Origin of the sequence: Streptomyces sp. CB01635, assembly GCF_002803065.1 — a bacterium.
Classification (GTDB): domain Bacteria; phylum Actinomycetota; class Actinomycetes; order Streptomycetales; family Streptomycetaceae; genus Streptomyces.
Window position 1 is genome coordinate 152,393 of the sequence record NZ_NNBL01000013.1, and the last position, 25,393, is coordinate 177,785.

General features: G+C 69.3%; 21 protein-coding genes and 6 pseudogenes. 11 read left to right on the forward strand and 16 right to left on the reverse strand.

What is annotated here, in order from left to right; translation table 11 throughout:
• Nucleotides 1-64: 64 nt before the first annotated feature.
• Both CG723_RS27930 and CG723_RS27935 read right to left on the reverse strand, forming a co-directional pair.
• The gene (locus CG723_RS27930; RefSeq protein WP_100596266.1) at nt 65-736 is read right to left on the reverse strand and encodes an enoyl-CoA hydratase-related protein; all 672 of its coding nucleotides are present in this window, start codon (nt 734-736) and stop codon (nt 65-67) included.
• Between the two features lie 49 nt (nt 737-785).
• A complete protein-coding gene (locus tag CG723_RS27935; RefSeq protein ID WP_234374553.1) occupies nt 786-1,397 on the reverse strand; it encodes a TetR/AcrR family transcriptional regulator in 612 nt (203 codons plus the stop codon).
• Between the two features lie 688 nt (nt 1,398-2,085).
• Here CG723_RS27935 and CG723_RS27940 point away from each other — a divergent pair.
• Both CG723_RS27940 and CG723_RS46425 read left to right on the forward strand, forming a co-directional pair.
• Entirely contained in the window at nt 2,086-2,370 is a 285-nt protein-coding gene (locus tag CG723_RS27940) for a ribosomal protein L7/L12 (protein WP_100596268.1), read from the forward strand.
• Between the two features lie 374 nt (nt 2,371-2,744).
• Nucleotides 2,745-2,933, forward strand: a complete 189-nt coding sequence (locus tag CG723_RS46425) for an IS1096 element passenger TnpR family protein (RefSeq protein WP_159032562.1) — start codon at nt 2,745-2,747, stop codon at nt 2,931-2,933.
• Between the two features lie 72 nt (nt 2,934-3,005).
• Here the strand turns inward: CG723_RS46425 and CG723_RS27945 are convergent, their stop codons facing one another.
• Nucleotides 3,006-4,061, reverse strand: a complete 1,056-nt coding sequence (locus tag CG723_RS27945; RefSeq protein WP_100596269.1) for a LacI family DNA-binding transcriptional regulator — start codon at nt 4,059-4,061, stop codon at nt 3,006-3,008.
• A gap of 332 nt (nt 4,062-4,393) precedes the next feature.
• Between CG723_RS27945 and CG723_RS27950 the strand changes: the two genes are divergently transcribed.
• Nucleotides 4,394-5,452 carry an NAD(P)-dependent oxidoreductase gene (locus CG723_RS27950; RefSeq protein ID WP_100596270.1) on the forward strand — a complete coding sequence of 353 codons (1,059 nt, stop codon included), beginning with the start codon at nt 4,394-4,396 and terminating at the stop codon, nt 5,450-5,452.
• A gap of 91 nt (nt 5,453-5,543) precedes the next feature.
• Here the strand turns inward: CG723_RS27950 and CG723_RS47875 are convergent.
• Nucleotides 5,544-6,110 (reverse strand): annotated as a pseudogene (locus CG723_RS47875) (IS5/IS1182 family transposase); the annotation flags it as partial.
• Between CG723_RS47875 and CG723_RS27960 the strand changes: the two are divergent.
• Nucleotides 6,087-6,527: pseudogene (locus CG723_RS27960) on the forward strand (SDR family NAD(P)-dependent oxidoreductase); the annotation flags it as partial. The pseudogenes CG723_RS47875 and CG723_RS27960 overlap by 24 nt on opposite strands.
• A 251-nt stretch (nt 6,528-6,778) precedes the next feature.
• On the opposite strand, the gene CG723_RS27970 reads toward CG723_RS27960, so the two are convergent.
• Nucleotides 6,779-8,422 (reverse strand): IS200/IS605 family accessory protein TnpB-related protein, encoded by a 1,644-nt coding sequence (locus CG723_RS27970; protein WP_100596272.1) that lies wholly within the window; start codon nt 8,420-8,422, stop codon nt 6,779-6,781.
• Nucleotides 8,415-8,997 (reverse strand): annotated as a pseudogene (locus CG723_RS27975) (IS607 family transposase). The gene CG723_RS27970 and the pseudogene CG723_RS27975 overlap by 8 nt, the downstream one beginning before the upstream one ends.
• 114 nt (nt 8,998-9,111) lie before the next feature.
• On the opposite strand from CG723_RS27975, the gene CG723_RS27980 reads away from it, so the two are divergent.
• Complete coding sequence (locus CG723_RS27980; RefSeq protein ID WP_234374554.1) at nt 9,112-9,267, forward strand: hypothetical protein; 156 nt, start codon at nt 9,112-9,114, stop codon at nt 9,265-9,267.
• A 137-nt stretch (nt 9,268-9,404) separates the two neighbouring features.
• Nucleotides 9,405-10,151 (forward strand): phosphotransferase family protein, encoded by a 747-nt coding sequence (locus CG723_RS27985; RefSeq protein WP_100596273.1) that lies wholly within the window; start codon nt 9,405-9,407, stop codon nt 10,149-10,151.
• Between the two features lie 93 nt (nt 10,152-10,244).
• Here CG723_RS27985 and CG723_RS47885 read toward each other — a convergent pair.
• Nucleotides 10,245-10,640 (reverse strand): annotated as a pseudogene (locus CG723_RS47885) (transposase); the annotation flags it as partial.
• 76 nt (nt 10,641-10,716) lie between these two features.
• Entirely contained in the window at nt 10,717-11,130 is a 414-nt protein-coding gene (locus tag CG723_RS27995; protein ID WP_234374561.1) for a hypothetical protein, read from the reverse strand.
• Between the two features lie 121 nt (nt 11,131-11,251).
• On the opposite strand from CG723_RS27995, the pseudogene CG723_RS47890 reads away from it, so the two are divergent.
• A pseudogene (locus CG723_RS47890) lies at nt 11,252-11,444 on the forward strand (3-hydroxyacyl-CoA dehydrogenase family protein); the annotation flags it as partial.
• 107 nt (nt 11,445-11,551) lie between these two features.
• Here the strand turns inward: CG723_RS47890 and CG723_RS46440 are convergent.
• The 3 genes from CG723_RS46440 to CG723_RS28010 form a co-directional block, all read right to left on the reverse strand.
• Nucleotides 11,552-11,710, reverse strand: a complete 159-nt coding sequence (locus CG723_RS46440; protein WP_159032564.1) for a hypothetical protein — start codon at nt 11,708-11,710, stop codon at nt 11,552-11,554.
• Entirely contained in the window at nt 11,707-11,988 is a 282-nt protein-coding gene (locus CG723_RS28005) for a hypothetical protein (protein WP_100596275.1), read from the reverse strand. Before CG723_RS28005 ends, CG723_RS46440 begins: the two co-directional genes overlap by 4 nt.
• Nucleotides 11,989-12,255: 267 nt before the next feature.
• Entirely contained in the window at nt 12,256-13,014 is a 759-nt protein-coding gene (locus CG723_RS28010; protein WP_100596276.1) for a DUF6928 family protein, read from the reverse strand.
• 899 nt (nt 13,015-13,913) lie between these two features.
• Between CG723_RS28010 and CG723_RS28020 the strand changes: the two genes are divergently transcribed.
• The gene (locus CG723_RS28020; protein ID WP_324904896.1) at nt 13,914-15,884 is read left to right on the forward strand and encodes a calcium-binding protein; all 1,971 of its coding nucleotides are present in this window, start codon (nt 13,914-13,916) and stop codon (nt 15,882-15,884) included.
• 187 nt (nt 15,885-16,071) lie between these two features.
• Here CG723_RS28020 and CG723_RS28025 read toward each other — a convergent pair whose 3' ends face one another.
• Nucleotides 16,072-17,472, reverse strand: coding sequence for an amino acid permease (locus CG723_RS28025; RefSeq protein ID WP_100596279.1), 1,401 nt, complete (start codon nt 17,470-17,472; stop codon nt 16,072-16,074).
• Nucleotides 17,473-17,660: 188 nt separating this feature from the next.
• On the opposite strand from CG723_RS28025, the gene CG723_RS28030 reads away from it, so the two are divergent.
• Both CG723_RS28030 and CG723_RS28035 read left to right on the forward strand, forming a co-directional pair.
• The gene (locus CG723_RS28030) at nt 17,661-18,779 is read left to right on the forward strand and encodes a C45 family autoproteolytic acyltransferase/hydolase (protein ID WP_100596280.1); all 1,119 of its coding nucleotides are present in this window, start codon (nt 17,661-17,663) and stop codon (nt 18,777-18,779) included.
• A gap of 91 nt (nt 18,780-18,870) precedes the next feature.
• Entirely contained in the window at nt 18,871-19,776 is a 906-nt protein-coding gene (locus tag CG723_RS28035; protein ID WP_100596281.1) for a MurR/RpiR family transcriptional regulator, read from the forward strand.
• 84 nt (nt 19,777-19,860) lie between these two features.
• Here CG723_RS28035 and CG723_RS28040 read toward each other — a convergent pair whose 3' ends face one another.
• Together CG723_RS28040 and CG723_RS28045 are read right to left on the reverse strand one after the other, a co-directional pair.
• Nucleotides 19,861-21,114: a pyridoxal phosphate-dependent aminotransferase gene (locus tag CG723_RS28040; protein ID WP_100596312.1), complete on the reverse strand. Its 1,254-nt coding sequence runs from the start codon at nt 21,112-21,114 to the stop codon at nt 19,861-19,863.
• A gap of 307 nt (nt 21,115-21,421) precedes the next feature.
• A complete protein-coding gene (locus CG723_RS28045) occupies nt 21,422-21,832 on the reverse strand; it encodes a winged helix-turn-helix transcriptional regulator (protein WP_100596282.1) in 411 nt (136 codons plus the stop codon).
• A gap of 100 nt (nt 21,833-21,932) precedes the next feature.
• On the opposite strand from CG723_RS28045, the gene CG723_RS28050 reads away from it, so the two are divergent.
• Entirely contained in the window at nt 21,933-22,790 is an 858-nt protein-coding gene (locus tag CG723_RS28050; RefSeq protein ID WP_100596283.1) for an alpha/beta fold hydrolase, read from the forward strand.
• A gap of 19 nt (nt 22,791-22,809) precedes the next feature.
• Here the strand turns inward: CG723_RS28050 and CG723_RS28055 are convergent.
• Nucleotides 22,810-23,281: pseudogene (locus CG723_RS28055) on the reverse strand (hypothetical protein).
• A 612-nt stretch (nt 23,282-23,893) separates the two neighbouring features.
• Nucleotides 23,894-25,312 (reverse strand): sugar porter family MFS transporter, encoded by a 1,419-nt coding sequence (locus CG723_RS28060; protein WP_100596284.1) that lies wholly within the window; start codon nt 25,310-25,312, stop codon nt 23,894-23,896.
• Between the last annotated feature and the right edge of the window lie 81 nt (nt 25,313-25,393).

A 25,393-nucleotide genomic window follows, 5' to 3' on the forward strand; every position in this document is an offset into this window, starting at 1 on the left:
GGTCGTGGTCTCCTTGATGGGCTGGAGCGCTGCGGGGGTGCGGCGGTCGGGTTCGAAGGGCGGGTCAGGCGAGCGGGCTGTCCGTGTCGCGCAGGGCGGCCAGGGCGGGCGCGTACATCCGGTCCTTGATGGTGGCCAGGGTGTCGCCGGCCTTGCCCGCGTTGGTGCGGGCGAGTTCGACAGCGGTGGTGCGGACGGCGTCCTCGGCGACGGCCTGGTCGACGATGCCGGCGGCTGCCGCATCGGTGCCGCCGTAGCGGCCGCCGGTGAGCATGGCCTCGTGTGCGGTCTGCGGGGCGAGGCGGGCCTGGATGAGGGCGGCCATGCCGCGCGTGAAGGGAATGTTGATGTCGACCTCGGGCAGGCACCAGAAACCGCGGTCGGTGCGCATCACCCGGAAGTCGTGGGCGAGGGTGAGCATCGCTCCGGCGGCGAAGGCGTGCCCCTGGACGGCGGCCACGGTGATCACGGGCAAGGAGAGCAGACGGGCGAAGACCCGCTGGACGGAGACGACGTAGTCCTGGTGCTGTTCGGCGTGGGCTGAGAGCCAGTCCAGGTCCAGGCCGTTGGAGTAGAACTTGCCGGTTGCAACGGTGACCAGGGCGCGCGGTCCCTCGGCCTTCTCGACTTCGTCCAGGGCGGTGTCGAAGGCGGCGATCCAGTCGGGGTGGAAGCGGTTCTCCCCATCGCCGAGATCGAGGATGAAGACGTCGTCCTGGCGTTCCAGCGTGGGCATGGCGGCTCCTTTGAAGTGGGTCGGTCGGTGCGGTCGGCGTTGCGGCGGGTCACGGACGGGTACCGTCGCCGGTTTCGGGCCGGTCGGAGAGGGCCTGGACGAGCAGTTCGTGGATCTCGGCGGCCGCGTCCTCCATCGGGGCGGTGCTCTGCTGGGCCCGGCACAGCACCACAGCGCCCTCCTCCGCGGCCACGATCAGGGCGGCCAGGCGGCGGCTGCGCTCCTCGGACAGGCCATGCCCCCGCAGGAGGGCGCTGAACGCCTTCTGCCAGCGGGCGAAGGCCTGGCCTGCGGAGCGGGCGAGCTGGGGTGCGTCGTCGTTGGTCTCCACGGCCACCGCGACGATCGGGCAACCGGACCGGAAACCGCTGTCCTCCACCTGGCTGCGCCAGCGCGCGAAGAAATCGTCCACCGCTCGGACCGGGTCTTCGGCCTGCGCGAGGGTCTCGATCATGCCGGTCACCAGGTCCCCGCCGAGGGCAACCGCCTCCTCGACCATCTGGGTCCGACCGCCGGGGAAGTGGTGGTAGACCGAGCCGCGCGGGGCACCGCTGTCCGCCAGCACCCGGTCGACGGTGGTCGCGCTCGCGCCGTGCACGCGCAGCAGGGTCATCGTGGAGCGCAGCATGCGCTCACGGCTGTCACTCCTGCGGGGACTCATCGCGCCTCTTTCCTCGCCCTCCGTGCCGCCGCTGATCTGCGGGACGACTCAGGTCGTGCTGATGCGGTGTTTGGTCCTGTCGGCGGACCGGCCGAAAAGCGTTCTATGGTTTATAGCATAGAACATATAAGGGCGACGCTCGGTGCCTGGCCCCCGCTCACCCAGAACACGGGAGCCTTCCACGAGATCCCGGCCCCGGCTCGGCGGATGCAGGACAACGACGCCGTCCATGTCAGCAACCCTGGCTTCGAGCACTGCACCAGCGCCGGCACGACCTGCGGCTGGAAGAAGATCAGCCAGGACCCCGGGGGTATGCCCCCGGGAGGAATCGCATCCGGTGATGGCGATGCGGGGCGTCGACGCGGCAACGGGTCGCGGAGCGCCCGCAAGAAACCGGGCGGGTGTGGCTGGTGAGGAATGTGCGCTGTTCGCATGTCGGTACGTCAGGCGGCAGGCAACGTCGCGGTCGTGAAGTTGACCGTGCAGGTGAGACTCTTGCCAACGTCCCACCCGGAAGCGGCACTTGAGGAGCCCTGCATGCCTGCACGAGGGGATCCTGGTGCCGCGCCGCGGAAGTTCCGCCGCACTGCCGAAGAGGAGTCCTCTGCCGCCGACCAGCGATGATGGTGTGAGGCACGCTGTTCAGACCACTGACAGAGCGTCCGTCGCGAAGCCATAAGGTTCGAGCATGGAATTCGTACTGCTGTCCGCTGTCCTTGTACTCGTTGCCCTGCTCTCTCTGTCGTCCCCGTCGGGGAAGATCGTGAGTGTCGAGCGGCGGCTTGCCCGTCTGGAGCAGAAAGTGGATCTGCTGCTCAGTCACCTCGGTGTGGAGGTGCCGCAGATACCCGGCATGGAGCGGGTGCATGAACTGATCCGGCAGGGCAAGAAGATCGAGGCCATCAAGGTGTACCGACAGCTCACCGGCGAAGGGCTCAAGGAGTCCAAGGACGCTGTGGAGCGGATGAGCTGACCAGCAGTGGCGCCCGCCGCTTCCAAGTCCCGCCGATGGGCGCCGTCTCGTTGACCGGGCATGGTGCTTGATCTTGACGATCGGTGTGTGTTGGAGGAGCGGGTACGTGCCGCACCGGGTCCACGGCTGGCTGGCTCGCCCCGCCGACCCGTACTTCTTCATCAAGGCGGCCGAGGTGTGTGCGCCCTTTACCGCAGCTGCCCGCCGCGCTCGGTGGTGGTGTCGGTGGACGAGAAAACCGCGATGGCTGCCCGCTCGCGCAAGCACCCCGACCGGCCGTCCGGCCCCGGGCGGGTGCGACTTCGGTGGCGACTGGGTGCACCGCATCGAGGTGGAGAAGGCCCTGCCCAGGGAACCGGGAACGGCCTACCCCGATGCCTGACCGGCCGCCCGGCCTGCCCGCCCGAGGACTGCGGCGGCCCGTGGGCTACGCGAACTTCAACGAGGCCGTCACCGACCCCGGGCGCGAGGAGCACGACGAACTCCTGGAATGGGTCGGCGGCACCTTCGACCCAGTCCGGTTCGACGTCGAGGACATCAACAAACGCCTTACCGCTCGATAGCCATCGACGGAACTTCTGCGGCGCAGCACTAGAGACCCATTCGTGCGCTCTCGCACCAATCGATCCATCGCCTTAGTCCCGGGTGGTTGACCTCCGGCCGACTCTTGCCGACGAAGCCCGGACGATCACCCGCGGGTTCGGGGACACCGCCACCGACGGCGTAGCGGCGTCCCCGCGAAGCCGCCCCAGCAACAGCTCCACCGCGTCGGACGCCGCCTTGTCCAGGTGCAGGTCGACCGCCGTCAGAGGCGGTTCACACGTGCGGGCGCGCAGGCCGTCGTAGCGGGTGACGACCATGACGCCGTCCGGTACGGTCCGCCCGCTGTCCCGGATCGCCCGGACCGCACCCACCGCGAAGGCATCGACCAGCGCGCAGACCGCGTCGACGTCCGGGTGCTCGGCGAGCAGTTCGGCGCACCGCTCGTACCCCGCCTGCTCACCGCCCGACTCCGGGACCCTCGCCACGATCGGCGTCCAGCCGTGCCGCGCGGCCACGCGCTCGTACGCGGTGAGCGCATCGACGGATGAACGCCGCGAACCGGAGCCCACGATCAGCGCCGGCCTCACTGCACCCTGCTCGTGCAGGTGCGCCAGCAGCAGCTCCACCACCAGTTCACCGCGCAGGTCGACGTAGAGCGCGTCCTCCTCGGCAGACACCGGCCTGCCGAGTGTCACGTACGGCAGGCCGCGTTCACGCAGCTGGGCGACCGCGGCATCATCGACTTCCGGCTCGACCACGATGGCCCCGTCGATGTCGACGGAGTACAGCGCGGAATCCGACTGCACGGGCGGTACGAGTACGAGTGCGTAGTCGTGAAGGAGTGCGCTCTCCGCGGCCGCCGCGGCGACCTCCATGTAGAAGCCGAGCCGGGACGGCCCGCCCGCCACCGCGAACGGCATCGAGGAGGCCAGCGCAATGGCCTTCGCTTGTCCACGCCGCAGCCGCTGCGCCCGAAGGTTGGGGCGGTATCCCAGCTCCGCCGCGACCTGCCTGACGCGCTCCCGCGTCCGGGGATCGACCTTGCCGAGCCCGTTCAGGGCGTGCGACACGGTCGTGCGCGAAACGCCGGCGACACGTGCGACATCGGCGATCGTCGGCGGCCTCGGGCCGGGGGCGGAAGTAGCCATCTGTGCAAGGGCTCCTCGCTGGCGTGGACGGTGGACAGGTCCATCTTCGCCGACGCATCCCAGGCCGGGGATCGAGTCAGGGTCGCACGTTCCCAAATGGACTTTCCGTTGCGGGGGACTCCTCCCATCACAACTCAGCAGTGGAAATCCAGAGGGCCTCCTGGGTGAACCAGGGGGCCCTCTGCCCGTTGGTCCGCCGCTCGGGACAGCCCCCGGCGTGAGTAATCCATGGAGGAGGCTCCGCCAGTAGGTGAGGGATCGGGCTGGCGCGGGTCTCTCGGTGGCCAGCCCCTGGACCGCAGTACGGTCCGTGCAGGGGAAGGGGGGATCATATGGAGCGGGCCCGAGTCCTGCTGCTGGATGCGGCTCCTGGCGAGTTGCTTGGTCGGGAGCTGGAGCGTCTGCTCGGCCACGGGCTGGCCGTCACGCTGAATCTCCGGCGGGTGGCCGATCAGGCTGGGGCGCGCGCTGCCTGGGCCGGCCGGGTGGACTTCACCGACTTCGACGCCTTCGACGAGTCCGCGCTGCTCGCCGAGACCGTCCGGGACGGACTTGGCTACCACGCGGTCAAGTCCCGTGCCGGTGTGCCGCTGCGCGCCGCGTTCCTCGCGGCGGCGACCGACGCCATGCTGGCCAACCGGCTCCGCGTGGTCGGGCGGGCCGGGGCGGGCACCGATCACGTCGAATTGGAAGCCGCCACCCGTCACGGGGTCGCGGTCACCCATACCCCGGGGTCCAACGCGAACGCGGTCGCAGAGTTCACCCTGGCCCAGCTACTCGCCCTGACTCGACATCTCCAGACACACAACGAGGCCTCGCACGACGGTAGTTGGCGCGCATCGGCCGTACCGGCGGTGGAGCTGTCGGAGCTGACCCTGGGCATCGTCGGGGTGGGTCGGATCGGCCTGGCACTGGCCGAGCGGGCGACGGCCCTGGGCATGGAAGTCCAGGCCGTCTCACGGCGTCCGGCCGAGGCGTCGGTGCCCCGGGCCCGCTCCCTCACGCCACTGCTGGCGACCAGTGACGTGGTCTCCCTGCACCTGCCGCTCACTTCGCAGACCCGAGGCCTGATCGGGCGGGCGGAGCTCGCGCTGATGCGTCCGGGGTCGATCCTGCTGAATACCGCCCGGGGCGGGATCGTTGACGAGCAGGTGCTGGCCGAGGCGCTGCGCGACCCCGCACACCCGCTCGTGGCGGCCGCCATCGACACCTTCGAGCACGAGCACGCCGCCTTCGCCTCGCCGCTCGTCGGTCTGCCGAACGCCCTGCTGACCCCGCATGTGGCCGGGATGACCAGGAGCGCCATGGCCAGGGCGGCCCTTCACTGCGCGGACCACATCGCGGCCCTGCTTGCCGACCGCCCGGACGGCGTACCCGTGGTGACAGCGTGACGGTCGCTGTCTACGCGATGAGGCCCTCCGTCCCACGTGGTCGGGCGACCGACTGCCCGTCTGCGTCCGCCGCGTGGGTCATCGGATGCGGGGGGCTTCGTGGGCGGGTGTCCCAGCGGTAGAGGGGCCAGGCGCCGCGGATCAGGCAGCGGACGGTGATGATGGCGCCGGCCAGGGCGATGAGGAACTCGATGGGAGCTCTTCGTCGCTCGGTGCAGGGGCGGAGCTTGCCGGAGTTGTTCATCCAGGAGTTCGTACGCTCGACCACCCAGCGTCCGCCCGCCTGGATCGGGGTTTTCGCGTCGCGCTCGGCGATCTGGTCGGTGGGCCCGCGGGCCTTCAGGTCGAGGTGAACCGCTGTAGTCGTACCCGGCGTCCGGGCCCAGCCGCGGATGCTCGGGCAGTGGCCCCAGAGAAGCTTCCAGATCGGCGAATTGGCCGAGAGTGGCGGGCAGTAGCGTCTGGTCGCGGGTGGTGGCCGGCGCTGGGTCGGTGACGAGCGGTATGCCCGGTCAAAGCAGGCGAGTACAAGCAGCCTCAGGGTCTCCATCACCCCAGCTGCGATCCACTCGTCCCGGCGGCAGCGCAAGGTGGTCGCGGAGCACAGATGATCGGCCACCTGCTCGTATCCGCCGATCACACGGCCGACGACTACGCGACCGTCACCGGCGTGAACCTGGCCGGGTTCTTCCGGATCTCCCAGCTGGTCGTTCCGCACATGCTTGCCCAGGGCGGCGGCCACATCGTCAACGTCACCACCAGCCTGGTCGACAACGCGGACTCCCGCGTCCCCTCTGTCCTGGCCTCGCTGACCAAGGGCGGACTGCAGTCCGCCACCAAGTCCCTCGCCATCGAGTACGCAACCCGCGGCATCCGCGTCAACGCCGTGTCGCCGGGCACCATCCGGACCCCGATGCACCCGCAGGAGACCCACCAAGGCCTCGCCGCCCTCCACCCGGTCGGCCGGATGGGCGAGGTGGACGACATCGTCGACGCCGTGGTCTTCCTCGAGACGGCTCCCTTCGTCACCGGCGAGATCCTGCACGTCGACGGCGGTATGAGCACCGGACACTGATCCCCGGCCCCGTCCGACACCTCGGCTCCGCTCCATCCGACGGGAGAAACCCGATGAGCACCACGACGAACACCACGACGGACGACGCGGCGATCCTGCGCGGCGTCCTCGCCCCCTGGAAGGCGGCCGTCGACGCGCACGACCCGCAGCAGGTCGCCTCCCTCTACACCGAGGACGCGATCTTCCAGGGCCTGCACCCGTACACCGTCGGGCACCGGGGCATCGCCGAGTACTACGACTCCCAACCGTTCCTAGGCAGTGTCCAGGAGCGAGTCTTGTACCCACGTCCCAGAACTGCGCGCATCCCGAACGGTTTTGGATGCGCTGGTCCCCCGCGTTCTCGTTGTCCCTGTCCGGCAACGCGCATCGTGTGCACGCTCCGCGACGGGGCGGCGGGTTTCCTCACGCCCTCGCTCACCACGATCGGCCTGGACGGTCCGATGCCCAGCACCATCACTCTGGTGATGCTGGGGCGGTGCCGTCCGTCGCCGGATCGGGTGCCCGAGGGCGCGCCTGCCAATGGCCACCGAGGCGGCGTCATGGCGAGTCATGCTGCGAGTCTTGCTGATCAGGGGCTTGCGCCAGTGCTGGTCGCCCCACATCGAGGTGTATGCCGGGTCGACGGCGACGATCGCGATGCCGTGCTCGGCGGCCATGGAGACGATGCGGGCCTTGAGCTTACCGGTGGGCATACCGGAGATGAGTTGCCTAAACCGCTTCTTGCGGCCGTGCTTCTCGCGGGTCTTCTCGGCGGCGAAGTCCAGGTTTTCGATGCCGATCGCCTGCGCGCCGGTCTGCTTGGTCCAGTGCAGGAGGCGGGTGAGGGCGTGCCGGATCTGGGCGTCGCGGTGGTCGGCGGTGCCGGACAGGTCGTAGTGGAAGCGGCGCGGGTCGCCGACCGGGTTGCCGTGCCGGTCGAGCCGGTAGGCGGCGAAGTGGTCGGCGTTCGTGTCGAGGCCGACCATGCCCTTGGCGCAGGCGGTGGCCATCGGCATCGTCTGCACGACGGACCTGGTCCACGAAGCGGTGAGGTACCAGCGGCCCCGCTCGACCTGGCAGTGGATGCGGTAGGCGACGGCATGGTTGGCCTCGGTGCGGTCGCGCCACTCGTCCCCACGGTGCGCGAACGCGACCTTGGAGGCAAGAACGTACCGGCCATGCTTACTGTTGGCCAGGTGGGCGAGCGGGGCGGGCATCTTGATCGACACTTCGCCGTCAGGTGTGACGCGGATCGTCTCGTTCCCGAAGCGTTTTCCGGACTCGCCGTCCGCGGCGAGGAACCAGCGCTCAGCCTCCCAACGCTGACGCCACTCACGCTCGGTGAGCTGCGCGGCCTGAAGGTTGTGCCGGTTCTTGAGCAGCCGCCGGCCACCGCGAACGACACGGACATGCCCGCTCTTCCAGTCGTCGCGGGCCACGTCGAGGCGGTGTTCAAGGGTAGCCAGGCGGCGGGACTTGTGGAACCACTCGCCCTTGGACCGGTACCCGCCCGGCGCCCGCTTGCTGCCTTTCTCCCCGATCGGGAGGGACAGGCGGTGTCGCAGCATGCGGACACCGGCTTCAAGGTTTTGGACATGGGCGAGCAGGCAGCGTCGGGCCAGGCCGTACTGGTCGTGCGTGGCCTTCGTGATCGCACCCGCGATACGCGACGACGATTGCTCGGTCAGGTCACGCTTCCGGGACGCCCACGCGTCGTTGTCGTGCTTGTGCCCGGCTGCGCAACGGGCCTTGAGGTCGACAGAGGCCAGGCGGCCCTGGTGCTCGCCGACCAGACGCAACACCTTCTCGTCCTTTGGTGTGAGGTGCTTGAGACGGTCGCGTAACGCCACACCGGACGGGCCGACAGCAACGAACGGCGGGTCGATGGTGCGGAGCTGCTTCTTCTTGTCAGCCATCGGCAGCCGCCGCTTCCAGTGCCTTCATGGCACGGTTCTTCGCACTGCGGCGGCCGTACAGGCGGGCACAGAACGAGGTCAGAACCTCCACCATGTCGCGCACCAGGTCGTCTTCGACCTCGCCGTCATCCAGCACAACGAGTCGACGGCCGGTTGCAGCCAGAGCGGCCTCAACGAGTTCGACGCTCATACGGCCCAACCGGTCTTTGTGCTCCACCACTACGGTGGTCACCGCCGGGTCGGCCAGCAGGCGACGGGCCTTGGCACGGGCGCCGTTCATGCCCGAAGCGATCTCGGATTCGACGCGCACGACCCTATCTATGCCCGGCCTTCGCGGCCCATGCCGACAAGCGTGCGGTCTGCCGCTCCAGGTCGGCCTCCTGGTCATGGGAGGAGACGCGGGCGTACAGGCCCACGCCACCGGCCACGGACGGTGAGGCGTTCGCGTCGATGTTCACCAGGATCGTGCGCGGCCCCACTCGCTCCGCAGGGACCGGCAGCGTGCCCTCACGAAACCAGCGGTACGCAGTACGCGGGGCAACCCCCTGTGCGCGCGCCCATTCCGTCAGGTTCATACACCAGACCATACGACACTCATGACATCTAAAAGACGCTTATAGACGCATAGTCGAGAGCAGTTCCTGACCCCTGGGTATGCTGCCGAGTACCGGATTCTCGAAACCCGGCGGTTGGCCGACGACCTGGTACTCGGTTACCTGGACGCCGAGTTCTCGTTCACCGACCGGACCCCGGTTGCCGTCAAGCTCGCGATTGTGGTGCGCCGGGTGGCGGACGGCTGGTCCATCGTCCACTACCAGGTGTCCCGCTTGGATAAGGACTCCTAACAAAAGCGGTGGGTTTGACCTGGTCAGAAGGTCGGTGTCGTGCACGAGGCAGCCGGGGAGCGGGACGCGGTCAGGCGCGTAAGCGCATGCGACAAACCCGGTGACGTCGGCGATCATCCCCGGGATACTGGCCGCCCATGGATGAGGTCAAAGTCGTCGTCGCCCATTCCGAGCGCGCGACTCTGCGCGTCGGCGACGTGTTCTTGAAGGTGGACGCCGATCAGGCGCGCATCGACGTCGAGGTCGAGGCGATGTCCCTCGCGCCGGTCCCGACCCCGGAGGTCCTGTGGCGCAAGCCGCCCGTGCTCGCGATCGCCGCAGTCCCCGGGACGACGCTTGGGCGCCTCGGCGGGCCGTCGACCGGGTCGCCGGCGGCGTGGGCCGCGGCGGGTGCCGCCATCCGGAAGCTGCACGAAGCGCCCCTGCCGCCCCTGCCGGGCCGGGCCGGCCGGAGCGTCGTCGCGCTGGCGGCGGAACTCGACGACGAGTGCGAGTTGCTCGTGACGAACGGCGTCCTGCCCGCCGACGTGGTCACCCGCAACCGCCAGGTCGCCGAGGCCGCGCTCCGGCCGTGGACTCCGGCGTTCACGCACGGAGACCTGCAGATCGCGCACGTCTTCGTCGACCGCGACGAGGTCACAGGCATCATCGACTGGTCCGAGGCGGGCCAGGGTGACCCCCTGTACGACCTCGCCACCTTCACGCTCGGACACGAGGAGCACCTCGACGACGTCATCGCCGGCTATGGCACCGACATCGACCTCGACGTGATCCACGCGTGGTGGTCGTTGCGAAGCCTGCTGGCGGTTCGCTGGTTGATCGAGCACGGCTTCGACCCCTCCGCGCCGGGGTGTGAGATCGACGTGCTGAGATCCCGTATGTGAGGCTGCGCGGGCCCGGCTGCTACGTATGCGTTCTGACGCATCGGGCAGGCCATCCCCTGGGGCGATCGCCCGCCCTTGCTCTCGACAAAGTGCGGTGCGCAGTCGTCGCCAGCAGATGACGGCGCAGCCAAGGGTGACGAACGCGTGATGGATGTCGTCGCGGATCTCCCAGCGGATACCCAGGCAGCGGAACCGGTGCAGCAGCGCGATCGCTCCTTCCACGACCCAGCGGCACACGCCCAGGCCGGAGCCGGGCCCGGTGCCGCGCCGGGCGATGTGCGCGGTGATCTGGAACCCGCGGACCTTGTCCCGGTAGACCTCGTGGTCATAGCCGCGGTCGGCGTACAGGTGGTCGGGGCGGCGCAGTTGCTGGCCGCGCCTACCGCGGATCGGCGGGACGGCCTGGATCAGCGGGATCAGTTGGGTGACGTTGTTGCGGTTGCCGCCGGTGGTGATGGCCGCGAGCGGGATGCCGTGCGCCTCGACGATGGCCACCGCGTGTCGTGGCACGCCAGCTGGCCACTCTGAGCGTCACAGTTGGCCGGCCCGACGAACCCGCTGCCGGTCAGCAGCTGATTGGGGGGTTACCGGAAGCGACTCGGCAGAAGTCCGACCCGAGTCCGCCGTCGACGGTGCCGGCGTTCGGGCCGACGAAGAGGGAGTCGCCGTCGGCGCCGCCGAGGATTTTGCCGGTCGCCGTGGTACCGGCGTTGGCCATGAGGAAGTCGCCGCCGGCGCCGCCGTCGACGGTGCCGGCAACGATGCCGTTGATGACGATGTAGTCGCTGCCGCCCAAGCCGTTGACGCTATCGCCCGAGGCAAGGGCGCCGCAGCTGATGTTGTCGGAGCCGGCAGTACCACTGACGGTCGTACCGGACACGGGACGGCCGTTGACCGTACATGACGTCAGGGCTTGTGCAGGCGTTGCGGTCAGGGCGAGGGGAGCGGCCACGAGGGTGGCGGCGCACAGCGTACGCATCACGTGTCTGATCATGTAATGAGTGGCTCATGACGATTTCATGATCGCAATGCTGGGCCATCGGTGACTCTTCCGTTCGAGGCAGTTTGCCACCCGGACGGGCCGCCGGGGCTGACGGTTGATCGACGACGGCATGACCCTCGGCTGCGCCCACCCGATGGGTCCGCTCGCGCCGGCCGACCTCATCGGGCTCGATAACCGTCCAGTCGATCGACGAGTCGATGTACGCCGAGTTCAAGGAGCCGCTGCACTGCCTGCCCCCGCCACTGCTGCTGCGCGTGGTCCAGGCGGGGCTGCTGGGCGACAAGACCGGACGATGCGCTCGGCTCCCTCCAACTGCTTGGAGTTGCCGGCAAGCTCACCGCCGTCGATCCGTGCAGAGACACGTTGATGGAAGGGCAAGAATCCGCCGCCGCGCTCATCAGCTCCCATAAAGGTGGCCACGAACCAATGGGTCGTGCTCCAAGACGAAGTCAGAAGCCTCCCAGAAGTCGGACAACCGCGGATGCTGCAAGGCCGCTTCACGATCGAGCTTCAGGCCGAACAGCGGCCCGTCAGGGTTGGCCAGCCCGGCAGTCACGAGCGTCGAAGCTGGAGTCGTCTGCCCGGCCACGGGTCCGACACGGCATGCGAACGCGATGTGATCAGCCCAGGCATCTGACCCGTTCCCCACGTCCCGAAGATCACATCTATCCAGGCGTCGTGATCGCGGTCGCGGTGGTGGTAGCAGTTCGCGAAGTAGACGGCGTACGGCTCACCGTCTGAGCAGATGAAGTTCCACGCCCGCTCGATAGGGGCGTTGCAGCACTCGCACTCGAACTCGCGGGTCTGCCGGTCGGGGCCGAAAGGCAGGGACATGGCGACATGATCCAGTGTCAGACTGGGGACAGCTCCACAGGGCTGCCTGTTGGCCGCCCGAGTCAAACTCCACTGCTGTAGCCGCACCGACGAGCCCAACAGTGCCGATCAACGCCGAACCTCGGCCACAGCCGGGGTCGGTTGAGGTCAAGAAGTCCCCTCGATCGACCTGATAAGGATGAGGCCACAGGTTCAAAACCTGTGGCCAACCAGCGCGCCCTCCGCCGTTCGATGAAACGGCCTGGCTTCACTCGGCCCCTGCGGGAGCTAGGGGCTGTTGCTTTCGACCAACAAGCCGTCAGGGCCCATCCTGTAGAACTGGGGCGGCCCCATCGTTTCCACGACCCTCCGCAGCTCTGCTTCCTTCTCGGCGGGGTCGGAGCCGTTCGGGTCCCTCACGCGGAAACCATGGAGCTCGATGTTCTCCGCGTCGACGTCCCCGGACTCAGGCATGCCCTCCTGGATGAAGCCGCAGAGTGCACGCAGCGCGTCTTCACCGAGCTCCAGAGGATGAAAGGGCAGGGCGTATGGCTCCTCTTCCTCACCTGGCCACGGAATGACGTCCGCCGGACGATCCCCAGCCCAGTAGGGAAGTTCGAAGGGGAGAGGTTCGCCGATGTTCTCGATGATGCCGTCGTCCGGTGACAGGCTCAGAGACCGGATGAGACGTCCGTCTTCCCAAACAGCGAACGCCAACCAGTCGACCACGCTGTGCATGGCGTGCAGGACCAACCGTCGGCCGGCACTCGCCGCGACGAGATGTCCGGGGAGCTGTGACGGGGAATCGATCATCACGCGCCGATCGCAGACGATCTCCACACCGGGCCAGCTCGCCGCATAGGCCGTTCCGTCCGGGGGATACACGCCCTCATACAGGTCCGAGCCATGACTTTCCTCGATCTCGCAGCTCGGATTGAGACGCCGCATCATCACGGAGGTCTGTTCCAAGTCCGCCGCTCCCACCTGCCGCAGTAGACCGGGCACATCGCCGTCGGCGTACACGAGCAGACCGGTCTTGGCTCCCAAGGCCCCTCCCCAAACACCATGCTCAATTCGTCGCTGCACCGTATCCCCCCGCTCTGACACGGGAGCAGCGTCATCAGCGGGGCCATTCTGGGCCGCCTCTTCAGGCGAACGGCGACATGCCGCGGCTTTCCAAGTGGGCGAGTGTGGCCTCAAGGCATGCGTCGGCGGATGCCAAGTCACGCCTAAAGAATGACTCTCCCAAGACTCCGCCTGAGACGATCACCATCCATCGATGTCCGCGTGTGCGCTCACCGTCGGCCTTGAAGAGCATCGAGCACCCTTGTTCGGCCAGCCATTCCATCAGTTCTACGACGTCCGTATCCGTCCCCTCCGGGGAAGATCATGCCCGCCGACCGATGGGCATCGTCGGCCCACCCCATGCCGTACGAGGGCAACTGATGGTCCGACTGACCGTAGGTGCCGGATCTCATGGAGCCACGGATCAGAAGCTGTCAGTGCCACAACCGCGCCACATCGGGCGGGGACTCACGGGGAACTGCGGCTGCTGGCGGGGCCACAGCCAGAGACACGGGTGCCCGGATGCCGCAGGTCAGACCTCAACCGGCCCCACCTCGCTCCCCAAGCGGTGTCCGCCGAAGCCCCAGCCCAGACATCATCTGAGCTGGGGCTTCTTGGTTCACCGGATGTGGCGACGAGCCGGGCCCGTGCCGCACGCCGGTCGGTGGTCTCAGTTGCGGTCCCCCGACGCTTCACCCGCCCTCGTCGTGGTTTCTCACCCGCGGGGGTGGATTCCGGCGGCCGGTGAGCGCAACGCGGCCCAGCGACGGACGGAATGTTGTGCGTCCGGCGCAAAGCTGCGGCCCATGCTGACCTCTCATCTGCGACCGGCGTTGCTTCGACACTGGGGAAGACGCCGCCGGTCACGGGCAGCCCGGGCCGTGGTCGTGGCGACCACCGGTCTGGCGCTCGTCCTGGCCCTGCCCGGCACCGCGGCCGCTGCCCCGGGCGCTCTCGATCCCACCTTCAGCGGCGACGGCAGGGTGCTCACCAGCTTCGCCGACGACGATCTCGCCAACGACGTGGCGGTGCAGCCCGACGGCAAGATCGTCTCTGTCGGCGCTTCCGCCGACTATGCGGTATTCGAGAGTGACTTCGCGCTGGCCCGTCACAACGCCGATGGCACCCTGGACACCAGTTTCGGTGGCGACGGTACCGTGGCGACCGCCATCAACAACATGAACCCAGACTTCCAGTGGAGCGAGGCCCACGCCGTGGCGCTGCAGCCCGACGGCAAGATCGTCGCGGTGGGCAGCAGCTGGCGAGGGTACGAGAACTGCTGCTGGTTCACGGTGGCCCGCTACAACACCAATGGCACCCTGGACCAGAGTTTCGGCGGCGGCGACGGCAGGGTGTTCACCGACTTCGGCAGCCCGGACGAAGCCCGGGACGTGGCGGTGCAGCCCGACGGCAAGATCGTTGCCCTCGGCACCAGCGGCGGCGAGGCCGCGCTGGCCCGCTACAACGCCGATGGCACCCCGGACACGAGTTTCGGCGGCGGCGACGGCAAGGTGACCACCGACCCGGCACCGGAGTCACTGCAGGAGGGCGGCGATGCGCGCGCCCTGGCGCTGCAGCCCGACGGAAAGATCGTTGTCGGGGGTCAGGTCGGGACGACCCGCTTCGACTTCGTCCTCCTTCGCTACAACGCGAACGGCACCTTGGACACGAGCTTCAGCGGCGACGGCATCGAGCGCACCGATTTCGGTGACTACGAGGCCGTGGAGGGGCTGGCGGTCCAGCCCGACGGCAGAATCGTCGCGGCCGGAGGAAGCAGCGGCAGGTTCGCGCTGGCCCGCTACAACGTCAACGGCAGCTTGGACACCACCTTCGGCAACGCCGGCCGGGTCCTCACCTCCGGTGGCGGCGGGGCCCAGGACGTCGTGCTGCAGCCCGACGGGAGGATCGTCGTCCCCGGCAGCAACGGCCCCGGCGGCGACTTCGCGGTCCTGCGGTACAACACCAACGGCAGCCTGGACAGCGGCTTCGGCGCCGGCGGTCTGGTGACCACCGACTTCGGCGGCAGCGATCAGGCCCGCGGCGTGGCGCTCCAGCCCGACGGCAAGATCGTCGCTGCCGGTCAGGGCGGCCCGAACACCGACTTCGCCCTGGCCCGTTACGAGGGCGGCGCCGGCACACCGCCCCCGAGCGCGGACCTGTCGGTCACCAAGACCGGCCCGGCGACGGTCACCATCGGCGACCGCGCGACGTACACCGTGACCGTTACCAACAACAGCGGCACCGCCTCCGCCACGGGCGTCTCCGTCTCCGACACCCTCACCGGACCCGCCGCCTCGGTGGTCTCGGCCACCCCGAGCCAGGGCACCTGCACCACCACCGCCACCAGCGCGAGCTGCTCGCTTGGCACCCTCGCCCCCGGCGCCCACCCCACGGTGACGATCGTGGTCGAGCCCCGCGCCAACGGCACCCTCACCGACAGGGCCACAGCCACCGCTACCGCGGCCGACCCGACCCCCGGCAACAACAGCGCCACGGCGACCACCGCCGTCAACAATGCGCGCGGCTGCACGATCATCGGCACCAGCGGCAACGACACCCTCAACGGCACCTTCGGCAACGACGTGATCTGCGCCCTCGGCGGAGACGACAGCGTCAACGCGAGCTACGGCAACGACACCGTGTACGGCGGCTACGGCAACGACCGTCTAGACGGCGGCTACGGCAACGACACCCTGAACGGCGGCCCCGGCAACGACAACCTGATCGGCAACAACGGATCCGACAACCTCAACACCGTCGACAACATCTCCGGCAATGACACCGCCAACGGCGGCAACAACACGGACACCCGCACGACGGACTCGGGCGACACCCGGATCAGCTGCCCCTGACCACCCCAAAGGGCTCCCCGGCGAAGGCCGTCACCAGCACTGGTGACGGCCTTCTGAGCAGACAGCGCCCTGAGCGGCGTACCACTGCCTCACCACAGGCGCATCAGATCGAGCGGGGGACAGCACGGAATCACGAGGAAACCAGCCCAGACCGACGAGGCCACTCGCGCCGCCGGGGCCTTCGGTCTCAGCTCTTCGCTGCCCGCCGCCGTTGGTGGATCGTGCCTGCGACGATCGCGACGGCGGTGATGGCGAGGGTCAGGAAGAGTGAGCGGCGGCTGCTGTCGGTGACGGCCATGCCGCCGATCACCGCGAGGAGGGCGGCGAGGGCGATGACGTCGAGATACGGGTAGGCCCACATGCGTACTTCGCGGTCCTCGAAGCCGCCGCGGTCGAGCCGGGCGCGGCCGCGCAGGTGCGTGACGACGATGACGATGTAGACGACGACCGCGACGGCGCCGGAGGAGTCGAGAAGGAACTGGTAGACGGTGCCACTGGGCAGGAAGTAGTTGGCCACCACGGTGAGCAGGCCGATGCTGGAGGCGGCGACGACGGCCGCGGCCGGCACGCCCTGGCGGGTGGTGCGGGCCAGGAGGCGGGGTGCCTCGCCGCGTTCGGCGAGCGAGTGCAGCATCCGGGAGGAGGAGTAGATCCCGGAGTTGAGGCAGGAGAGCACGGCGGTGAGCACGATGAAGTCCATGACCGTGCCCGCGTGGGGTACGCCGAGGTGGTCGAGGACGGCGGAGTACGGGCTCTGGGCGACCGCGGTGGCGTTCCAGGGGAGCAGGGTCACGACCAGGGCGATCGAGCCGATGTAGAAGAGCAGGATCCGCCAGACGACGCTGTTGATGCCCTTGCGGACGGCGCGGGCGGGGTCTTTGGCCTCGCCCGCGGCGATGGTGACGACCTCCGAGCCGAAGAAGGAGAAGAACACCACCAGCGAGGCGGTGAGGACCGCGCCCCAGCCCTGCGGCGCGAACCCGCCGCGCCCTGTGAGGTTCGTCATCCCGGGGGCGTCCGCGCCGGGCAGCATGCCGAGCACCGCAGCCAGGCCGATGAGCAGGAAGGCGACGATCGCCGCGACCTTGATCATGGCGAACCAGAACTCGAAGGTCCCGAACGACTCGACGCGGGCGAAGTTGACGGCGATCAGTGCGGCCATCAGCACCAGTGCGGCCAGCCAGGTGGGGATCTGCGGCAGCAGGCCGTTGACCAGGGTGGCGCCGACCACCGCCTCGAAGCCGACCGTGACGCACCACTGGTAGGCGTACAGCCAGCCGATCGTGAGGCCGGCCCAGGGGCCCAGTTCGCGGCCGGCGTAGCTGGAGAAGGAGCCGGTGTCGGGCCGGGCGACGGCGAGTTCGGCGAGCATCCGCATGACCAGGATGACCAGCAGGCCGATGGCCGCGTAAGCGATGACGACCGCGGGGCCCGCCTCGCCGATCGCGCTGCCGCTGCCGACGAAGAGCCCCGCGCCGATCACGCCGCCGATGGCGATCATCGACATCTTGCGATTGGTCAGGGCGCCGCGCAGTTCGGCCCGTTCGTCGGCGTCGGGCTGCGCGTGGGTACGGGGCGACGTCTTCATGGGCGGCTCCTGGTCGTGGCGCGGGGCGGTGGGCGACGACCGGGGTTCGGGGGAGCCGCGCACCTCGGGGTGCAATGAGACTTGCAGGTGATAATGCTTATGCAATCTTGATAGCGTCAATCCCTGGTCACCTCTTGGTTTCCAGAGCCTGACGAGATCTGCGACGCACGAGCGAAGGGACGGGCCCGATGGGTGCGACGGTGAGGGAACAGCAACTGGCCGGACTGCGCTGGCTCGTGGTGTCCGGCAGCCGCGACGATGCCTTCCGCGCGCTGGGCGAGACTGCCCGCGCGGACATCCACGCCGTCCAGGAGGCCATGCCCGAACGGGAGGCGCTGCGGCGCGCGACCGCAGCTCCGGCCGGCGCCGCCCGACTCGACCGGGTGGTGACCGCGACCCGGGAGGCCTTCCCCGGCGAACTGGCCGAACTGGCCGCGCTGGCCGAGGGATCCGGCGTTCCCTTCGACGACCTCCTGCTCGCCAACCTTCGCGGCGACCTGGGCGTCGGCGACGGCACCGGCTGTACCGACCTGGGCCGACGTGGCGGCTCCGGGGCCTTCGTCGCGCACAACGAGGACGGGGCGCCCGCCCTCGACGGACGGCTGATGCTGCTCACCCTGTTGATCGAAGGACAGGCCCCGGTGACTGCTCAGTGGTACCCCGGCTTCGTACCGGCCAATGCGTTCACCGCCACCGGGAACGGTCTGGTCTGGGGCATCAACCACATCCAGGTGGTCCGGCCGGGCCCCGGCGCCGGCCGGCACTTCGCGGCCCGGGCCCTGCAGCAGGCGCCGACCCTCGACGCGGCGCTCGACCTGCTGCGGACGCGGCCGACCGCGGGCGGGTTCGCGTACACCATCGGCGAACGCGCCACCGGCCGGATCGCCGTGGTCGAGGCGGCGGCGGGCCGGACCGCGATGGTCGAGGCCGGCCCGGACGAACTGCACTGGCACACCAACCACATCCGACTGCTTCCCGATGCGCCGGACGCCGCGCTCTCAGGCGGCGGCGAGGGCGCCACCGCCGACCTGGGCCAGTACGCGGAGAGCGCCGCGCGCGGCCGGGCGCTGGAGCGGCTGAGTCCGGGCGACGCGCCGGACGCCGAGTGGTTCGTGTCGGCGCTGACCTCCGCGCCCCTGCCGGACGGGGTGCACCGGACGGCGGCAGGCGACGACCCGCTGATGACGCTCTGCACCACGGTGTCCGACCTCGGCCGGGACCGGATCACGGTGCGCGGGGCGCGGGGCGAACACGCCGTACTGCCGCTGTCCGCGTTCACCGAGGGCGCCGTTCCGGCCGCCCGATGACACACACCCCGTTCACCGAGTGCGCCCTGCGGACCGCCCCGTGACCCAGGCCGCACGGTCCGCCGCCGGGCCGGAGCGAGAGGATCAGCACATGTCATCCGCAGCACGGCAGACGCCGACGAACTACAACGAGCTCGTGTCGCGCCTCCAGGAACGTTCGGCACGCCTCACCCCCGCCCAACGGCTGCTCGCCGAACGGGTATTGGCCGACCCGGAGGGTGTGGCCTTCATGACCGTCTCCGACCTGGCGTCGGCGGTCGGCGTGAACGAGGCGACCGTCGTCCGGTTCGCCACCGGGCTCGGCCTCTCCGGCTACCCCGGCCTGACCCGGCTGTGCCGCACGCATCTGCGCGAGCAGGCCCAACTGCTGCGCCGTTACGACAACTTGGAGCAGCTGGCCACCGAGGGCGGCGACCTGCTGGAGCGGGCCGCGGCGCAGGACCTCGCCAACATCTCCCGCACCTTCGCCCAGGTGGACCGGGCCTCCTGGGAGGAGGCGGTGCGGGCGCTCGCCGAAGCCCCGCAGGTGCATGTGCTCGGGCTCCGCAAGTGCCACGCCCCGGCGTATCTGCTCGGCTACCTGCTGCGGATGCTGCGCGAGGACGTGGTGACGGTGACCGGGGGCGCCGGCGGGCTCGCCGACGAACTGCGCCGGGTCCGCGAGGGCGACTGCTTCGTGGCCGTCTCGGTGCACCGTTACGCCGCCGACACGGTACGGGCGTTCGCGTGGGCGCGGCGGCGCGGCGCGCACTGCGTCGCGCTCACCGACAACCCGTCCTCGCCCCTGGCGCCCGAGGCCCACGAGGCGTTCTTCGTCGACGCCTCCAGCCCCTCGGTGCTGCGCTCGCTGACCGCGTTCACCTCGCTCGTACAGGCGCTTGCGGCGGGGGTGGCCCAGGCCCGCGGCCACGACGCCCGCTCCACGCTCCTGCGCGAGGAGGAACTCCTGGAGGGCCTGGGCGTGTATGTGGACGGGGCGGGCCGCGACGACGGCTGACACGCCCACCGTGCGCGCCCCGGCCGCGGGCGGGCTGGAGAGAGGGCCGACCGCCCTGCCCTGCCGCCCGCCCCCGACGAGCCGTCAGCCGCGCCCGGTGACGTCCGCGAGCGCCCCGCGCAGATGCGCCAGCGAATCGGCGATCCACGGCAGGGCGAGCGGGTCGGCGCTGCGCAGGGCCGCCCAGCGCTGGTCCGTGCTCTCGCCGTAGAGCAGGCTGGTCGCGACGCGGGCACGCAGACCGCGCTCCTCGTCGCCGAAGGCGGACCCGGCGAGCACGCCGACGCCGTGCCCCTCCAGGAGGACGCCGGCGAGCTCAGACCCCGTGCTCACCGAGCGGGCGGCCAACTCCGCGCGCAGCGGCTCGAAGTCGGGGTAGAGGTAGAAACCGGCCCGCGGTGCCCGGCAGTCGGCCCCGGCCTTGACGAATTCGGCGTGCACCGCGCGCGCCACCGTCCCGTGCAGCCTGCGCGCGGTGTCGATGTGAGCGGTGACCTCGTCGGGGTCATCGAGCACGTAGGCGGCGGCCGCCTGCATCGGGGCGGCGAGAGCCGACCAGATCTCGCTCGCCACGCCGACCAGATCCGCGGTCAGCGCACGGCCCCAGGGGCCCTGCGGTACGCGGGCGAACCCGATCCGCCAGCCGCCGAGCGCCATCGACTTGCTCAGCCCGCTGGTGATGACGGTCCGCTCCGGAAGGTGGGCGGCGGCGCTCGGCGCACGGCTGCCGTCGTGCACCAACTCGGCGTAGATCTCGTCGGACACGACGGCCAGGCCGTGCCGTTCGGCGATGGCGCAGACCGCGCGCACCTGGTCGGCGGGCGCGACGGTGCCGGTCGGGTTGTCCGGGACGGTGAGCAGCAGAACGCCGGGGGAGTGGCCCGCGGCGCGCGCCGCCACCAGGGCCTCGTCGAGCAGTTCGGGGTCGGGGATGCCGCCGGCCCCGGCGGGGATCGGCACCGGAAGGGTCCGCTTGCCGACGATCGAGGCCTGCGCCGCGTAGCTGACCCAGGCCGGGCGCGGCAGGACCAGGTCGCCGGGGAGCGCCGCGAGCAGGGCGAACAGCAGGGACTTGGAGCCCGGCGCGAAGAGGATCTGGTCGGGGTCGGTGGCAAGGCCACGGCGGCTGAACCAGCCGGCGGCCGCCTCGCGGGCCTCGACGGAGCCGACGACCGGTCCGTACCCGTTGCGTCGCGCTGCCTCGGCGAGTGCCTGTGCCACCGGCTCGGGGACCGGGAGGCCAGCCTCGCCGAAGCCGAGGTGCAGCACCTTCTCGCCGGCGGCCTTACGGGCCTGCAGGGTCTCGTTGATGGCCAGGGTCGCCGAATGCATGGTCACGGCGTCCACGCTCCTCATAGTCGTCGAACATCCGAGGCAACCATATGTGTAGTCACCTCTGCGAGTGCAAGAAAAATTGCATCCGATGGTGCGGGTGCATCGCCGCCAATGCGACCGGGCCGGTTCGCAACGAAGGAAGATGCTGTCCTCGAACACCGTCTCCCCCGTCGTCCTTCACCGGCTCCTTCGTCGCCGGCCACTGCGCCGGCGACATCCCCTCCACCTCCTACCTGATACCGGGGCGGCGACGCCGGCTACATCGAGTAACCCAGCCATCAGTACGGAGCGCGGAACCGAACCGACCTGCCTACCCCCCATCGGCCTCCTGGTCGGCGGCTTCGTTGGCGCGGTCGATCTCGGCCATGTGTTCCTCCGCCCAGGTCCGCAGCCCCGCAAGCGCGGTTTCCAGGGACAGCCCGAGTCCGGTGAGTCGGTAGAAGACCCGCGGCGGCACGGTCGGTTCGACCCGGCGAGACACCAGCCCGTCGCGGGTCAGGTTTCGCAGCGTCACGGACAGCATCTTCTGCGAGACGCCGGGCATCCGGCGTCTCAGCTCCGCGAAGCGCACTTCGCTCGGTGCGGCATCGGCGAGCGTCTTGACGGCCATGGACGTCCACTTCGTACCGATGCGGTCCAGCAACTGCCGCGTCGGGCAATGGGGATCGAACAGATCGCCGCGTACCCCGCGACCGGCGGCCCGGGCTCCTCGGGTGGTCACCTGTGGCTCACCACCTTCCCTGAAAGTGCCGTCTAGGAAGCGGTCGGACAGTTACCTATCGTTCTGTGGTCACCAATGGTAACCATCCGGAGGAGCCGTCATGCCCGTCACCACCGCACACCACCTGCGCCGCATCGCGACGAACGGCGTCCAACTCAACGTCGCAATCGCCGGGGACGGACCTGCGGTTCTCCTGCTGCACGGCTTCCCGCACACCTGGCAACTCTGGAGCGGCATCATGGGCCGACTGGCCGGGCAGTACCGGGTTATCGCCCCGGACCTCCGAGGCTTCGGTGCCAGTACACGTGCCATCGACGGTTACGACGCAGGCACCCTCGCCGCTGACGCCGAAGGGCTGCTCGACGCACTCGGCGAACCCTCGGCAGCGGTGGTCGGCATCGACGCGGGCACCGCCCCCGCCGTCCTGCTCGCGCTGCGCCGCCCCGGCCTCGTCCGGCGACTGGTCGTGATGGAGGCACTGCTCGGCCGCCTGCCCGGAGCAGAGCACGTCGTTGCGGGCAGTGCCCTGTGGTGGTTCGGATTCCACGCCGTCCCCGGCCTCGCCGAGACCGTCCTGGCCGGCAACGAGGCCGCGTACATCGACTGGTTCCTCGACTCGGGGACGCTCGGGCGCGGAGTACCCGACGACATCCGTGCGGCCTTCGTCCACGCGTACACCGGGAGCGAGGCCCTGCGCTGCGCGTTCTCCTATTACCGGGCCCTGCCCACCAGCGCGCAGCAGATCCAGGACGCCGTCGCGACGGCTCGGCTGACCATGCCCACCATGGCCGTCGGCTCTCACCCCGTCGGCACCGGGCTCGAACGCCAACTCCGTCCCATCGCCGATGACCTGGTCGGACACCATCTCCAGGACTGCGGCCACATCATCCCCCTCGAACGCCCCGACGCGTTGTTCTCGCTCCTGGCTCCCTTCCTCTCCGCCGATCTTCCGAAGTGACCGGAGCGGGGCCGAAGGATCACGGTCGGCGGTTCGGGCGTTCGTCCCAGCGATGAGTTGTCCAGGACCGCCGGATGAGGTTGCGCACGGCGATGATCGTGTCGGCGAGGTCGAAGAAGGCATCAATGACAGTGACGCGACGCTCGTAGCACCGGGCGAGACGGTGAAAGGTGTTCTGCCACGCGTGAGTGCGTTCGACGTGCCTACGCCGACTGGCCTGAGTGGGCGCCTGCTCGCTCTTGTCCGCGATGCGTCTGTGCAGGCCGCGTTCGCTGAGCAGAGCACGGGTGGTGTCCGAGTCCTAGCCGGCGTCCAAATGCACGGTAATGGTGTCGGGCAATGGGCCGAGGCCCTCTTGTCGAAGACGATCCGGTCGCTGATGCGTCGGCGGTGGCAGAGTGGATGGTCCGGGTGGTACTCCGGCGGCTCGGGCAGCAGGGCTGCGAATGGTCCCAGAGCGGTTCGGTCAGCCATGAAGGAAGCGCGGGCACAGGTCTCCCTAGTGATCGCAGAGCGTCGCAACTCCATGATCACCGGGACCTGTGCCCGTTCCGTAGCCGAGGTCGCCACCGTGCCTATCCGCGCAACCCCTTAGGCAGTCTCGTTGGGATCACTCGGTCGTTGAACGGGTGCGCGGACGCCCTATGGGCGCGAATCGATCCACCTTGCAGCCGACTCGCGTTGTCGGCCTCTCGCTCTCGTTCTCACTGTCGGCCAGGCAGGTTGATGCACCCGCCTCCACCGACGTCATGGCCTGCCTGCGCGTCGCTCATCCTGGGCCCAGCCGGGCCTGGCTCGCCCGCGGGCCGTTGGGGCACGTGTGGGCCGGGCGCGTTGGAGTCCGCGCCAGGTTCACCCGAGGTCCCGGGGAGACGGCGTGATAGTGGGCGCCGGCCTACCGGGGTCGCCCTTCGCTCCCCTTGGTCCGGGCGGGCCCGGGGGCGGGCACGAGAACTTCCGCCCGGTCGGGCAAGTCCATGACGGCCCAGGGAAGCCGACTTGGAGACAACGCGTAGGCAAGCACCGGCCCTCTGCCAGGGCGAGTCCAGCCGCAGTGCCATCGATCTGCCGCTCCGGCTGGACGGCGCAGTCCGACGTCTCCGTCACACGGTCGTAGCTGCACGACCCATGTCCACCGGATGCCGGTTCCCGTAGAGCTCCCTCTCGATCTCCTCCAGGCTTCTGTTCTTTGTCTCCGGTACGAGAGCGACAGTGAAGAGCAGAGCGAGCAGGGAGATGCCGGAAAAGATGAAGAAGGTGCTGGAGGAGCCGATGCCCTCGACGAGCATCGGGAAGAACTGGGAGACGAGGTAATTGCCGCCCCAGAGGGCGAAGGTGGCGATGGAGGCGGCCACGCCGCGGATGTGCGTCGGGAAGATCTCGGAAATGATCACGTAGGTGATCGTGCCGAAGGAAACCGCGAAGAACGCCACGTATCCGAGGATCAGGGCCAGCAGCAGAGGCGCGCTGGGGTGGGTGCTTCGGAAAACCAGGCCGATAGAGGCCAGCAGGACAGTCATCGCGCTCGCACCGGTCAGAAGGAGTGTGCGCCGGCCGACCCGGTCGATGAGCCACATCGACACGAGCGTGGCGGCGACGAGTGTCACTCCGATCAGAACGGTGCTGGACATGGCGTCGTTCGCCTGCAGACCCGCCGACTTGAACACCTCGGGGGCGTAATAGAAGATCGCGTTGATTCCGGTGATCTGCTGGAACAACGCGACTCCGAAGCCGATGACGAGCGTCTTGCGGAAGCGTGGCGCGAGCACGTCACTGATGCCTGCCCTGCTGCCCTCGATCGCCATCGAGGCCTCGATGGCGGCGAGTTCGGCTTCCGCGTCCGACCGGGTGGGGCTGATCCGCCGCAGGGCCGCCAGACCCTCGCCCGTCCGTCCCTGGCGTATCAGCCAGCGGGGGCTCTCGGGTACGAGGAAGAGCAGACCGAAGAAGACGACGGCCGGGACGATGCCGATGACGAATATGTAGCGCCAGCCGTGCTCGGTGTTCCAACTGTCGCTGGAGGCACGCGCGATGAGCGCACTCACCGAGAACACCACCAGGTTTCCTACGGTGTTGAAGAGCTGGTTGAAGGAGACGAGACGTCCTCGAAGATGCGCGGGTGCCACCTCGGCGATGTACAGGGGCGCGATCGTGGTCTCCGTGCCGATGCCGATTCCGACGAGGATGCGAGCGGCCACCAGCAGTTCGGCATTGGGCGCGAGCCCTTCGCCGAGCGCCCCCACGAGGAAGACGACGGCGGTGCCCAGCATGACTTTCTTGCGGCCGATGGCATCGCTGAGACGGCCCGCGATGACCACACCGATGATGCAGCCCACGATGATGCTCGACGTCACCCACCCGAGACCACCGGCGCTGAGCCCGAAGCGGTCCTGGATGAATCCGGCAGTGCCGGATATCGCCCCGTTGTCGAAACCGAAGAGGAAACCACCGACGGCGGTGACGCAGGTGATGACGATGACACTTCTCATGTGACCGGCGGAGGGCCGGGTAGTGCTTTCCATCAGAACCTCCGTGGTTAATGCCCAGAACGGCGTTGTTCTGGGCAGGTTCCCGGTGTCCGGCGGAGCTCCGTCCTGGGTGGC

Excerpts from the sequence above, each read along its gene's own strand:
- CG723_RS27995 (WP_234374561.1), bottom strand. The coding sequence starts at position 11,130 with ATGCGTACGCTGTGCGCCGCCACCCTCGTGGCCGCTCCCCTCGCCCTG.
- CG723_RS27945 (WP_100596269.1), bottom strand. The coding sequence starts at position 4,061 with ATGGCTACTTCCGCCCCCGGCCCGAGGCCGCCGACGATCGCCGATGTC.
- CG723_RS28025 (WP_100596279.1), bottom strand. The coding sequence starts at position 17,472 with ATGAAGACGTCGCCCCGTACCCACGCGCAGCCCGACGCCGACGAACGG.
- CG723_RS27970 (WP_100596272.1), bottom strand. The coding sequence starts at position 8,422 with ATGGCTGACAAGAAGAAGCAGCTCCGCACCATCGACCCGCCGTTCGTT.
- CG723_RS27935 (WP_234374553.1), bottom strand. The coding sequence starts at position 1,397 with ATGAGTCCCCGCAGGAGTGACAGCCGTGAGCGCATGCTGCGCTCCACG.
- CG723_RS28030 (WP_100596280.1), top strand. The coding sequence starts at position 17,661 with ATGGGTGCGACGGTGAGGGAACAGCAACTGGCCGGACTGCGCTGGCTC.
- CG723_RS46425 (WP_159032562.1), top strand. The coding sequence starts at position 2,745 with ATGCCTGACCGGCCGCCCGGCCTGCCCGCCCGAGGACTGCGGCGGCCC.
- CG723_RS27940 (WP_100596268.1), top strand. The coding sequence starts at position 2,086 with ATGGAATTCGTACTGCTGTCCGCTGTCCTTGTACTCGTTGCCCTGCTC.
- CG723_RS28060 (WP_100596284.1), bottom strand. The coding sequence starts at position 25,312 with ATGGAAAGCACTACCCGGCCCTCCGCCGGTCACATGAGAAGTGTCATC.
- CG723_RS27985 (WP_100596273.1), top strand. The coding sequence starts at position 9,405 with ATGGATGAGGTCAAAGTCGTCGTCGCCCATTCCGAGCGCGCGACTCTG.
- CG723_RS28005 (WP_100596275.1), bottom strand. The coding sequence starts at position 11,988 with ATGTCCCTGCCTTTCGGCCCCGACCGGCAGACCCGCGAGTTCGAGTGC.
- CG723_RS27950 (WP_100596270.1), top strand. The coding sequence starts at position 4,394 with ATGGAGCGGGCCCGAGTCCTGCTGCTGGATGCGGCTCCTGGCGAGTTG.
- CG723_RS28035 (WP_100596281.1), top strand. The coding sequence starts at position 18,871 with ATGTCATCCGCAGCACGGCAGACGCCGACGAACTACAACGAGCTCGTG.
- CG723_RS27930 (WP_100596266.1), bottom strand. The coding sequence starts at position 736 with ATGCCCACGCTGGAACGCCAGGACGACGTCTTCATCCTCGATCTCGGC.
- CG723_RS28050 (WP_100596283.1), top strand. The coding sequence starts at position 21,933 with ATGCCCGTCACCACCGCACACCACCTGCGCCGCATCGCGACGAACGGC.